The following is a 12,461-nucleotide window of genomic DNA, read 5'->3' as shown; positions in this document are numbered from 1 at the left end:
GCCCGAAAGCGGGGCGAGGGCGTTAAGCCTGCCATGACCCAGGACGACGAAAAATGGATGCGCATGGCGATCGAGGTGGCGCGGTCGAAGGGTTCCGATCCCTCGACCTCGCCACTGGGCTCGGTGATCGTGCTGGACGGTCGGGTTCTTGCGGCCGAGCGTAACCAGACCGAAGAACTGCCCGACGCCACCGCCCATGCCGAGATGATGGCGATCCGCCGCGCCTGCGAAGGGGAGGGCGAACTCGAACTGCGCGGCGCGACGCTCTATTCGACTCTGCAGCCCTGCGGCATGTGCACCATGGCATCGATCTGGTCCAAGGTCGGGCGGGTCGTGTACGGCGCGGGCCGCGACGATGTCCACCCCATGTATTTCGAGGCACAGCATGTCGACACGCTGGGCTTTATCGCCGATGCCTATCGCGACGATATCGTAATCGAAGGCGGCTGCCTGCGCGAGGAATGCGCGGCGCTCTATTATCCGCCCGATGCCGACCTGTCCGAGGATGAACAAGCCAACCTGTAAACTTCGCCGGAAATAGGCCTTGCACCGTCCCCCCCGCTTCCCCTAAGGGCAACCCCCTGTCGGGGAGTGGCGCAGTCTGGTAGCGCGCCTGCTTTGGGAGCAGGATGTCGCAGGTTCGAATCCTGTCTCCCCGACCATCCGCATCTAAGTCCTTGATTTCGCGTCTTAACGACGGCGATCAGGGACGGTTGTACCCCCGACTGTACCCCTAGGGGTGGCAGAATGGGCTTTTCGAACGTGGGTTAGCGCGGCAGTCGCTATTGGTGGCGCAAGAAAATGACGGTCGCTGGCGTGCGGTTAACGCTGGCGTTATCCATCGGTGCAATGAGCTTTACGGACGCACGGGTATCAGCTTACGCCTCGGCTCGGCGACGGAAGCCTTGCGCATTGTGTACAGCGAATGATCCCCGAGCATTAGCCTTGGCCAACGCGCGAAACTATTGAGCGATGCGCTGCTGCTGCAACTGCGTTACCTCGCCGCAAAGGAACATGGCACACGTCTTCCGCTGCCGAACATGCGGCATTTGATATCCCCTTATCGAGAGGTCCGGCGCGCGTCGCCGGCCCGGTCGGCGTCAGCGCGCGATGAGGGTCGAGTCGATGTCCGCGATCGTCCGAACACCGGTCAGCGCCATCGCCACCCGCATCTCGCGGTCGAATAGTTCAAGCAGGTTGGCGACCCCCGCTTGGCCATCAGCGGCCAGCGCGTAGATGAAGGCGCGGCCGAGCATGGCCGCGTCCGCACCCAGCGCCAGCATCCGCACGACATCCAGCCCCGATCGCACGCCCGAGTCCGCGAGGATCGTGAGCTGTCCTTTCACGGCGTCGGCGATGGCGGGCAGGGCGCGCGCCGACGACAACACGCCGTCGAGCTGTCGCCCGCCATGGTTCGACACGACGATACCCTGCGCACCGAAGCGCACCGCCTCTCGCGCATCCTCGACGTCGAGGATGCCCTTGATGACGATCGATCCCTTCCAGACATCGCGAATCCATTGCAGGTCGCGCCAGCCAATCCCCGGATCGAAATTCGCGCCCAGCCAGCCGATATAGTCCTCAAGGCCGGTGGCCGCGCCGCGATAGGCGGAGATATTACCCAGGTCGTGCGGCCGTCCATGAATGCCGACATCCCAGGCCCAGCGGGGGTGCGTGACCGCCTGCAGCATCCGCCGCCATGCGGCCCCCGGTCCCGACATGCCCGAATGCGCATCACGGTAGCGGGCACCCGGCACCGGCATGTCGACGGTAAAGACCAGCGTCTCCACCCCCGCCGCCTGCGCGCGTTCCAACGCGTCGCGCATGAAGCCGCGATCCTTCAGCACATAGAGTTGGAACCAGATCGGCGCAGGCGACTGGCGCTGCACTTCGTCGATCGCGCAGACCGATACGGTCGACAAGGTGAAGGGCACCTGCTTGCTCGCCGCGGCGCGCGCTGCCTGCACCTCGCCGCGCCTGGCATACATGCCGGTCAGCCCGACGGGGGCAAGGACGATCGGCATCCCGACCGACCGGCCGAACAGCGTCGTGCCCAGGTCGATATCGGCGACGTCGCGCAACACCCGCTGGCGCAGCGCCACCTCGGACAGGTCGGACACATTGTGGCGCAGCGTATGTTCGGCATAGGCGCCGCCGTCGATATAGTGGAACAGGAACGGTGGCAGGCGCCGGCGCGCGGCTTCGCGATAGTCGGTGGGGGCGGAGATGATCATCGGGTCGTTCCCAATCTATAACGAGAGTTCGGCGCTGCGCGCGGCGGTGGCGCGTTCGGTGCGGGCCAGGTCATCTTCGACCTGCCGGACCGTGGTGCGCACGAATTCGAGATGGACATCGGCCGCATCGCGCGCGCCGTCGGCGTCGCCCGCCACGATCCGCTCCATGATCGCACGGTGCTGCGCCGACAGCGCCTCGAACGTGCGCGGCACGGCGTAGATCTTTTCGCGGCTCTGCGAGATGCTGGTGTGCAGCAGCCCGAACAGGCTGGACATGACATGCGTCAGCACTGCGTTGCGTGACGCATGCGCGATGGCAAGGTGGAAGGCGGCATCGGCATGCGCCTCCGCCGTGACGTCGCCCGCACCGTGCAGCTTCTCCATCGCGTCGAAGCGGCGGCGGATACGGTCCTTGTCCACCGCATCGGCGCGCCGGGCGGCATGATAGGCGGCGGTGCCGTCCAGCGACTCCCGGACCTCGAAGATGTCATGGCCATAGCCCGGATTGGCCTCGACCAGCGGAGCCAGCGGTTCGGCGATCATCTGCTCGGTCCATTGCGCCGACGGCTCGGCCAGGATCGCCCCGGCACGCGGGCGGATGATGATCCGTCCCTGCGCCGCCAGCCGGTTCATCGCCTCGCGCAGGATGTTGCGCGATACCCCCAGCGTCTCGGCCAGCGATCGTTCGGAGGGCAGGCGCGCGCCGGGCAGCAACTTGCGCTGGGCGATCAGCGCCTCGATCGCGGTTTCCGCCCGGTGGGATACGCTGGCTGGGACGCTCATGGGATCATCCATGGTAGGAGATAGGCCTGGACCGTGGTGATGACCCCGACCAGCGCGCAGAGCGGCAGGCTGTGGCGCACGGTGAAGCGGAACAGGTCGGATTCCTTGCCGACCAACCCGACCGCAGCGCAGGCGATGGCGATCGATTGCGGAGAGATCATCTTGCCGGTGACGCCGCCGGTCGTGTTGACCGCGACCAGCAGCACGTCGCTGACCCCAATCTGGTGCGCGGTATTGGCCTGGAGGGCGGCGAACAGCGCGTTGGCCGAGGTATCTGATCCGGTCAGGAAAACGCCCAGCCAGCCGAGGAACGGCGAAAAGAAGGTGAAGGCCGATCCCGTATGCGCCAACGCCAGCGCCAGGGTCGCCGACAGCCCCGAATAATTGGCGAGGAAGGCAAAGGCGAGGACCATGCCGATCGAATAGATCGGAATCAGCAGGCTTTTCAACGTGCCGACAAAGGTACGGGCCGCATCCACCGGCTTCATTCGCAGGAAGGCGATGGTGACGATCGCCGCCAGCATGATCGCGGTGCCGGTCGCCGACAGCCAGTCGAACTTGTACACCGCTTCATAGGGCGTGACCTGCGGGACGATCGGCGGCACCTTGGCGACCAGCTTGTCGAGGAACGGTACGTGCAGCTTCAGCACGAGGTGCGCGAGCGGCCCGTCGGCGGCGAACAGCGCCTTGACCGGGGCGATGCTCCACAGCGTGACGAACACGGTCAGGATCAGGAACGGCGACCAGGCCCAGGCGATCTGTGCGGGCGAATGGCGAACCGTCTGCGCCGTGACCGGCGCGACCGGCACCGCGCCGTCGGCGGCGACCTCCGCCGCGTCAAAGCGGAAGATGCGCTTGGGCTGCCAGAAGCGCAGGAAGATGGGCAGGGTGATCAGGGTCGCGAGCGCCGCGGTGATGTCGGGCAGCTCCGGCCCGATGAATTGCGCGGTCAGAAACTGGACGATGGCGAATGACCCACCGGCGACCAAAATGGCGGGCCATGTCTCGCGCACGCCGCGCGGGCCGTCCATGATCAGGATCAGCCAGAAGGGCACGAGAACCGACAGCAGCGGCAATTGCCGCCCCGCCATCTGTCCGATCAGGAACGGGTCGATGCCGGTTACCTGTCCGGCGACGACGATCGGAATGCCCATCGCCCCGAACGCCACGGGGGCGGTGTTGGCGATCAGGCACAGGCCCGCGGCATAGAGCGGCCGAAAGCCCAGCCCGACGAGCAAGGCCGAGGTGATCGCGACCGGCGCGCCGAACCCCGCCGCGCCTTCCAGAAAGGCACCGAACGCAAAGCCGACCAGCAGCAGCTGCAGCCGCTGATCCTCGGTGACGTTCAGGATCGATTGCCGGATGATGTCGAATGCGCCGGTTGCCACCGCGATACGGTAGAGAAACACCGCGCCCAGGATGATCCAGGCGATCGGCCACAAGCCGTAGAAGAAGCCGAACACACCGGCGGCGATCGCACTGTGCATCGGCATGCCGTACAGCGCGATGGCGACAGCCAGCGTCAACGCTACGGTGATCGTTCCCGCGACATAGCCTTTCAGGCGAAAAACGGTCAGCGCCAGAAAGAAGAAGATGATCGGCACGGCTGCGACCAGGCTGGAGAGCCAGATATTGCCCAACGGATCGTAATTCTGCGTCCAGACTTGCACGACACCTCTCCCGGCATTCTGGTAGTACCAGATATGGGTTATTTAGATTAAAATCTGCCTGTCGGGACCATCCGTCAACGAATTATCAGGCTGTTTTGCGCTTTCTGGTACTGCCAGAATTCTTGTGCGGCGTGGCGGGCTTGGGTGCAGGATGACAGGGCGGAATAAGACGGCTGCGAAAAACCGATGCTGCGGACGCGCGAAAGTGAGGAAATGGGCGGGCTGCGGCTGGCGACTCGAGCCGCCTGTCGATGTGTCCAGAGCTGATCCGGGGCACATGCTGTCAGGCTTCGTCGTCAGCTTATCGGAGCGCGATCTCAGGCCCATTTTTCGCAGGCTTGGTCACTCAAGAGCCATCCGGTTGCCCGATTGCCGGCAGGGCTCGGACCCGTATGGCTGTCCCTATCTAGGCCGTGTGCAAGCGTAATCGACCACCGCGTCTCACGGCTGACAGGCGCGATGGGGCAGTGAAAGGCGCAAGATCGTACCCGATGAGGAGAGGGTTTCGATACGAACCTGCGCTTCCATCTGCTTGGTCAGGCTTCGCACGAGCTTCAAGCCAAGGCTGTCCGAACGATGGAGATCGAAGCCTGGCGGCAGGCCTGCGCCGTCGTCGATCACGCACAATTCGATGGCGTCGTTTTCGCGTGTGAGCGTGACGGCAATCTCGCCGAAGTCCCGATCGGCAAAGCCATGCTCCATCGCATTGGCAATACCCTCGGCCATGATCAGGGCGAGCGGGATCGCCAGATCCGGGGAGAGGCGAATCCCGGGAGCAGCCTCGATCCGATGCAGGACTCCCGGCTTGGTGTCGGCGGCAAACAGGTCGGCCATCAAATCCCGGAGAAAGATGTCCAGTGGCACCTGCTCGCCCGTCGTCGAGTAAAGCTGCCGCTGAATGCGACCGATAAGCTGGAGCTTCGTGGAAGCATCCGCCAGAACCATGCGGGCGATCGGATCGATGACCTGCCGCTGCTGCAGGGATAGCATGGCGCCGACCATCTGGATGTTATTGGACACCCGGTGCTGCAACTCACTGAAAAGCAGCTCGGTCCGTTCGGCCAATTGCCGCTGCTCGTCCGCCAAGCGGGACGAGCGCTGATTGGCCCGCTGCATGGCATCGACGAGGCCGATGTCGACCGCGACGACGCCAGCGTAAAAGCCCAGGGCGACGAACGTGCGCGAATCCAACCCGAATGTGTGGGTCGGAGGGATAAAAAAATACCAGGCGAGAAGACCGCAGAGGATAGCCGAGAATGTCCCCGGACCACGGCCGAACAAGAATGACGAGACGATGACCGCCGGAAAGAATGTCAGGTACGGAAATCCCGGCGGGAAGGCGGGATCAAGCTCCCATCGAATCCACCATGCGATGGCGGACAGCAGAAGCGCCGCCAGATAGGCCAGGGGCCTGCGGTCGCGAAGCAGCGGCAACCGCCCAAAGACCCGATGCGTCGCTCCCATGTTCGGTCCAAGGCCCCTCGTGTGAAGCTCCCCCCTGCGCGATTATGCGAAGCTTTGCAAATGCAGGTTAAGGCTCCACGGGTGTAGACAATTTCGCCGTTCACCCGAATAGTCGTTCGAAAAGGGAAAACGATGAAGGGTCCTTATCCCAAGGCCCTGTCGATTTGTCTTGAGACATTGCCGTCGCGATCCCGCTCCGCCCAAAGGAATAGCACCTCGCCAGCGCTTACCTCCTGTAGTCGCGCGCCGATATTCTTCTTCTCGCGGCTGTCGGCATTGTCCGTGCGGTCGGCGCCCTTGTATTCGATGATGAGCTTGCGGCCATCCGTCAGTTCCGCGACGAAATCGGGGTAGAACAGGTCGGTGGACGTCGGCAGCGCATAGGACCAGGCCGTGCGATCGACGTTGCGTACCCAGTATTTGATCGCCGGGTGTTCGTCGATGTGCACCGCCGCCTGCCATTCCTCGCCGCCATGCTTCAGGTCGCCGACCTGGGCGAACAGATGCTTTTGGAACCTGTACCCCGGCTTGTAGGGCGTGCGCGGGTCATAGCCCGCCTTGCTGAAGCGGAACCCGTTGTCGCCCAGTGCCAGCACCGGGGCGATATCGCCGAGCAGCAGCTGTACGCCGCGCGCGCCAGCGTCCCGGCGCAGCTGGCCGACCCGTGCCACGATCGCGCGGCGCAGGGCATATTTGCCTCGAACGAGCTGGGCGAGCGGGATGCGTTTCGCGACGCCCTCCACCACGCGGCGGCAATATTCCAGGAAGATCGGCTGGGCGACGTCGCGCTGGCGCGTGGTGCGGTCGAGCCAGCGCGACAGCGCCGCCACGTCCCAGTCGGTCGCGTCGTCCAGCGCCAGTTCGGCGGCGGCGTCGATACGGGCATAGACGACCTGATCGCCGTCGACGTCCATCTCGAACGTGTCGGGCCGGTCGGTCAGCGTAAAGCCCGGCAGGCTGGTGTCGACGTGCCGCAGATCCCAGCCGCCGACATCCACCAACGTGTCGGGGAACACGATCTCAAGCTGTCCGTCGCGCTCGATGGCCAGGCGGGGGAGAGTCAATACCTCGCCCTGCTCGGCGGGTGACAGCGAGGCCGTACGCTGCACGATGAACGCTTCGATCGCCGTCTCTGGCGACGCGCCGGGCGCACTGACTGCCGCGGCGACCTCGCGCAGCACCGTGTCGGGCGCGGTCGTGTCGAAGGTGATCGCCACCCCGCCCGCGCCGTCGTCGGCGATGCGCGTCGCCGAGACCATTTCCGGCGTCCAGCCGCTCTGGTCGGGGCGTTCCTGCACATGCAGCACCGGCAGCTCGGGCCGGGTGAACAGCGTCTGGTCCTCGCGCCAGTCGAACGTCTCGGGCTGCTCGACGATCGCTTCCAGCGCGGTTCGCTCGTCAAAGCCCATTTCGGTCAGCCGATCCTTCAGCCCCTCGGCGGCCTCGAAGAAATTGCGTTCGGAGACATGGGCATAGGCGCGGTTCAGCTCTTCGGACGAGCGCCGGGTCGCAAAGGGCATGCGCAGCACGCGGCCCAGCAACTGCTCGACGGCTCCGCCGCTGCGAATGCTGGCGAGCGAGCAGAAGACATAGGCAAAGGAACAGTCCCAGCCTTCCTTCAGCGCATCGACGGTGATGACGTGCTCGATGATGCAGGCGGGATCGAACAGGTCGATGCCGTCCAGCTCGCGCTGGTTGCCCGTCGCCACCGCAATCCGCTCCTCGGGGATTTTGCAATCCTCGATCAGATGGCGCTTGACGACGTCGACCGTCGCCTCGGCACCCTCGCGCGCGGGCTGGGCCTGATAGAGCGCGATCGGGCGGATGCCGCCGCCGTCCCGCGCCGCAATGCCATGCAGCCAGGCGCGGTTGTCGACGGCGTGGGTGATCGCCGCCTGCCAGCTGCCATGCTGCGAGAGGTGGATCGGCAGCTTGATCATGTCCGCCGCCTTCAGCTCGGCGGCGGTGGCAGAGACGATGACGTTGGAGCGCACCGGCGTCGCGGTGAACTCGACGACGGCGGACGGGGCCAGACGCTGTGCGGTTTCTGCCCAGAGGGGTGAAACGAAATTGTGCGCCTCGTCCACGATCACCAACGGGCGGTGCAGCTTCAGCAGGTTGGCGAAGCTGGCGATCGGCTTGCCCCGGCGCGGGCCGTCGGCATGCCGGGCAAGATCGGCTGCACCGGACACGGCGGGGGGCAGGGCGGCGAAGTGCGACTCCAGCTCTTCATCGTCGCGATAGACGTTGCGATCGGCGACATTGTTGACGCGGAAGGACTGGACGGTCGCGACGATCACCGTCGCGGCATCCGCCATGTCCTGCGGGCGAAGTTGCCGCCGCTCGTCGATGCCGTACACACGGACCGCGCCGCCGAACTGCGCCTCCAGCGCTTGGCGATACGGGTGACCGATCTTCTTGAGCGCGCCCAGCGTCTGGTCGGCGATCGCGCTTGACGTGACCAACCACAGCACCACCGGATAGCGACGCGCCAGATAGGTATCGCGGGCGATGCCGATGGCGTGCGCGGCAAGCAATGTCTTGCCGCCGCCGGTCGGCAGGCGGAGGCAACAATAGGGCACGTCCGGCAGCCCGTTCAGCGGACGATAGGTCGCGCCATAGGCCCCCGGCTCGCCGACCGCGCAGGCGGCGGCATAGGCGGTTGCATGGTCGCGGATCGCCGCCTGGTCGAGGAAGGTACGCAGCGCGTCGAGCGCCCGGCGCTGATAGTCCTTCAGTTCCATCAGCGCGCCTTCACGTCATAGGGGGTCTGCTTGAATACGACCTGGGCTTCGGCCAGCCGCGCCGCGCCCAGTTTCGACCATTCGCCATAAACGGTCATCGGCCCGTCCCAGCCGCTTTCCGCCCGCAGCCGTTCGAGCAGTGCGGCGGTCAGGACGTTGCCGCCGCTGACCGACCGGTCGCCGAGGATGCCGTTGTAGAGCAGGGCATAGGCCATGCCGTCATGCACCCCCAGCATGGGCGTATCGGCCGCGCCAGTGAAGGGGGTGCCCGTCTCGCTGAACCAGATATGCGCGGCGAGCGTCGCGAAGCGGATACCGTCGGCGATATGCCCGTCCGCCTCGAACACCGGCGCGCCCAGCCGGTAATAGCGATAGCCACCGCCGCCGGTCCAGCCGACCGCTTCGGACACACCGCCCTGTTCGCCCGCGATCACCTTGTCGAGGCGCGGCTTGCAATGGGTTTCGGCATGGTCGCCCATCTCGATCCCGATCCAGCGCCGCCCCATCTTGTGCGCCACCGCCGCCGTGGTGCCCGAGCCGAGGAAGCTGTCGAGCACGAGGTCGCCGGGGTTGCTGGCGATGTGGAGGATGCGCTGCATGAGGCGTTCGGGTTTGGGGCTAGCAAACGCCCTTGATTTACCAAATAGGCTGTGAATTTCTTTCTTAGACTCATCAGTGTGACCAACCTCATCAGAAGGCCACCAAGTCCAAGGGGCAACGCCTGGCACTTCATCAAGATAGCGAATTATATTCGGCTGGCCCTTACCATCTTTGCCGAAGTATATCCGGCCCTCTTCGCGCAGGCGTAAGAAGGTTTTTTGTGATACTCCCCAGCAGCGACCCTCTGGAGGGTAGTGCTTAGCGCCCCCAGGAGTTACTACCTCATAAAATTGCTCGGCTGTCGCGTGCCCTTCTTGCGCAGTCATGGGTATCGGCCGCCAACGACCGCGGGGATCGTTATTTGGGTTTCGGTACACTTTTGCCTGATCCTCTGTGAGGGGCACAAGATTTCTGTATGCTTTAAATGCAAGTGGGCGCCGGCAATAGCATAGCAGATATTCATGAACGTCACCGATCGCTTCTCGGTTTTCGCGTGAATATCTCTTCTGCCAAATCGGACTGGCAACGAAACTAGCGCGCCCAAATACCTCATCCATCACGACCTTGAGGTAATGCCCCTCATTGTCGTCGATCGAAACCCAGATGCTGCCGTCCTCCGCCAGCAGTTCGCGCAGCAGCACGAGGCGTGGATAGATCATCGCCAGCCATTGGCTGTGTTCCAGATTGTCGTCGTAATGCTCGAACGCCGACCGCGTATTATAGGGCGGATCGATATAGATGCACTTCACCGCGCCCTTGTAATAGGGCAGCAGCGCCTTGAGCGCGTCGAGATTGTCGCCCTGGATAAGCATGTTGGCGGCGTCCGCATCGCCGCCGTCCAACATGGGCACCGCTTCCAGCAACCGATACGGCACCGCCGCCGCCGCGCGCACATCCTCTCCGCGCGTCATCCAATCCAGTATCGGCACCTTGACCCCTGCATTCTAACGATATGCTGCCCGTCCTAGCGTCCGCCCGTGCAGAAGGGCAATGCGGACGCTCCAGAATAGTGGGGTTCGGGGCCCGGTCGCGCCGACCGAAGCGGGGGGCGTGCGTTGCGCCAAGCGTCTGAAAAGGCTTCCCCCCGGCAACGGACAATCCGCGTGGGTCAGGGCTGGGCGGGCTTTGACGCCTGCGCACCGGCCGCCTTGCGCATCGCGTCGATTTCGGCGGCGGTCTTGAAATCCAGCAGCTCGATCTGGAACACCAGATCGGAATTGGCGGGGATCGGACCCGATGCTTCGGCTCCATAGCCCAGTGCGGCCGGGACGCAGAGGCGGATGATGCCGCCGCGACCGATCATCTGCACACCTTGTGAAAAGGCGGGAATGACGCCGTTCAGCGGCATCGGCGACTGCATCGACTGATCGAATACGGCACCCGTCGCGTTCAGATAACCGATATAGTTGACCAGCACCGTATCATCGGCAGCGGGCTTGGCCCCCTGAGCGGCGCGCAGCACCGTATAGCCCAGGCCGGTGGGCGTGCGCGCGGCGCAGACGCGCTTGGCTGGGGGCAGGACCGGGTTGAGCGGCAGGGGGATGATCGCGTTATCGGCGCTCACCGGCTTCGGGGCGGGTGCCTTCTGGGCTGCGGCAGGCAGGACGGGCCATGCGGCAAGCACGGGCAGGGTGAGCATGGCAAAAAGGCGGCGGAGGGGAAGCGGACGGTTCATGTCCCGCGCCCTAGTCGGGCGATGGGGGCCGATCAAGGACCGCCACGCGCTCGTTGTTATCCTCTTGTCTTGCGAAGGATCGCCACCAAGGCCGTGTCCAGCGCGGATAGGAAGCGCGATCGGTCCTCCTTGGCGAAGGGCGGCGGGCCGCCGACCCGCTCGCCGCCGGCGCGCAGGTCGCTCATGATCGCCCGGACCGCGACCGCATTGCCGATCGAGCTGGTGGTGAAGGGCTTGCCGTTCGGCGCGATCACCGCCGCACCGGCCTTCAGGCACCGGTCGGCCAGCAGGATGTCGGCCGTGACGACGACGCTGGCGGCGTGGGCGTGCTCGGCGATCCAGTCGTCGGCCGCATCGAAGCCCGCCCCGACGACGATGCGTGTGACGAGCGGATGCTGGGGTATGCGAAAATGGGTGTTGCTGACCATCGTCACCGGCACCTCCAGGCGGAAGGCCACGCGATAGATTTCTTCCTTCACCGGGCAGGCGTCGGCATCCACGAGAATTTGGGGTTGCTGCTCCACGCCCGGGGCCATGCCATGATCGGCCGCGGCGCGGCAATGTCCCGTGGTCCGGCCGGGGGCTGGCGTTACGGCGCGGTCGGGGCTGTGTCCTGTACCACCGCCTCGAAAATCTGCGACCGGTCGGGGCCCTCCGCAATGTGGAGCAGCACCCAGTCGTTGTCGTGCCGCGCGACGATCACCCGGATGCGGTCGTTGAACAGACCATCGGGCAGACCGACCGGCGCGACCTTGCCCGAATTGAAAATCAGGCTGCCCATCGCCTTTCCGCAGGCCGGGCCGATGCAGGAATAGACGGTGGTCCATCCGGCCTTGCGCAAAAGGTCCGTATAATAGCGTTCGATCTGCAGGGGCGCCGTGGCGGGCCGGACCCGGTAATCGATATGCGTGACCTGGCCTTCCAGCGTCCGCCGGTTGGTCGAGCCCTCCTCATTGGCGATCGGACCGGTCGGCATGACGATCGTATCGAGCGAGGGCGCGCGATAGCCGTCGATCACGGCACCGGGGTAGCGCGGGAACAGCGGATGATCCTGGCCGTCGCTATCCTGCGCCAGCAAGGGCGGGGAGGCGATAAGGGCGGCGATGGTCAGCGACAGGCGGAAAATCCCGTTCATGGCGTTCGGTCCCTTGGTCCGGGGATGCGCATCGCATCCGTTCCGGCCCCAGACCTTACATCGTCCGGCCCGTCCGGCAATCGGGCATGGTCCGCGACAGGCTTAATCCAAATTAACCGTGTCTGGTGCCGAAAGCTTAACCCCGCGCCGTCAGTG

General features: G+C 64.9%; 10 protein-coding genes and 1 tRNA gene. 2 read left to right on the top strand and 9 right to left on the bottom strand.

Annotated features, from left to right (window positions below):
• Positions 1 to 33 precede the first annotated feature (33 nt).
• Complete coding sequence (locus SSA01S_RS02000) at positions 34 to 525, top strand: nucleoside deaminase (protein WP_061778987.1); 492 nt, start codon at positions 34 to 36, stop codon at positions 523 to 525.
• 60 nt (positions 526 to 585) lie between these two features.
• A tRNA-Pro gene (locus SSA01S_RS01995) sits at positions 586 to 662 on the top strand.
• A gap of 438 nt (positions 663 to 1,100) precedes the next feature.
• On the opposite strand, the gene lldD is transcribed toward SSA01S_RS01995, so the two are convergent.
• From lldD to SSA01S_RS01950, 9 genes are all read right to left on the bottom strand, one after another.
• Positions 1,101 to 2,234 carry an FMN-dependent L-lactate dehydrogenase LldD gene (lldD, locus tag SSA01S_RS01990; RefSeq protein WP_061778986.1) on the bottom strand — a complete coding sequence of 378 codons (1,134 nt, stop codon included), beginning with the start codon at positions 2,232 to 2,234 and terminating at the stop codon, positions 1,101 to 1,103.
• A gap of 15 nt (positions 2,235 to 2,249) precedes the next feature.
• The gene (locus SSA01S_RS01985; protein WP_061779091.1) at positions 2,250 to 3,017 is read right to left on the bottom strand and encodes an FCD domain-containing protein; all 768 of its coding nucleotides are present in this window, start codon (positions 3,015 to 3,017) and stop codon (positions 2,250 to 2,252) included.
• Positions 3,014 to 4,687 (bottom strand): L-lactate permease, encoded by a 1,674-nt coding sequence (lldP, locus tag SSA01S_RS01980; protein ID WP_061778985.1) that lies wholly within the window; start codon positions 4,685 to 4,687, stop codon positions 3,014 to 3,016. The genes SSA01S_RS01985 and lldP overlap by 4 nt, the downstream gene beginning before the upstream one ends.
• 441 nt (positions 4,688 to 5,128) lie before the next feature.
• Positions 5,129 to 6,151: a sensor histidine kinase gene (locus tag SSA01S_RS01975; protein WP_061778984.1), complete on the bottom strand. Its 1,023-nt coding sequence runs from the start codon at positions 6,149 to 6,151 to the stop codon at positions 5,129 to 5,131.
• 143 nt (positions 6,152 to 6,294) lie between these two features.
• Positions 6,295 to 8,895, bottom strand: coding sequence for a DEAD/DEAH box helicase (locus tag SSA01S_RS01970; RefSeq protein WP_061778983.1), 2,601 nt, complete (start codon positions 8,893 to 8,895; stop codon positions 6,295 to 6,297).
• The gene (locus SSA01S_RS01965; RefSeq protein WP_061778982.1) at positions 8,895 to 10,424 is read right to left on the bottom strand and encodes a site-specific DNA-methyltransferase; all 1,530 of its coding nucleotides are present in this window, start codon (positions 10,422 to 10,424) and stop codon (positions 8,895 to 8,897) included. Before SSA01S_RS01965 ends, SSA01S_RS01970 begins: the two co-directional genes overlap by 1 nt.
• A 179-nt stretch (positions 10,425 to 10,603) precedes the next feature.
• Positions 10,604 to 11,170 (bottom strand): FKBP-type peptidyl-prolyl cis-trans isomerase, encoded by a 567-nt coding sequence (locus SSA01S_RS01960; protein ID WP_061778981.1) that lies wholly within the window; start codon positions 11,168 to 11,170, stop codon positions 10,604 to 10,606.
• A gap of 56 nt (positions 11,171 to 11,226) precedes the next feature.
• On the bottom strand, positions 11,227 to 11,706 hold the full coding sequence (locus SSA01S_RS01955) for a YaiI/YqxD family protein (protein WP_061778980.1): 480 nt from the start codon (positions 11,704 to 11,706) through the stop codon (positions 11,227 to 11,229).
• Between the two features lie 53 nt (positions 11,707 to 11,759).
• Entirely contained in the window at positions 11,760 to 12,305 is a 546-nt protein-coding gene (locus tag SSA01S_RS01950; RefSeq protein WP_061778979.1) for a hypothetical protein, read from the bottom strand.
• Positions 12,306 to 12,461 lie beyond the last annotated feature (156 nt).

Source organism: Sphingomonas sanguinis NBRC 13937 (assembly GCF_001591005.1).
Classification (GTDB): domain Bacteria; phylum Pseudomonadota; class Alphaproteobacteria; order Sphingomonadales; family Sphingomonadaceae; genus Sphingomonas; species Sphingomonas sanguinis.
Note: the sequence above shows the minus strand (reverse complement) of the source record. Positions and strands in the feature narration are given on the sequence as shown.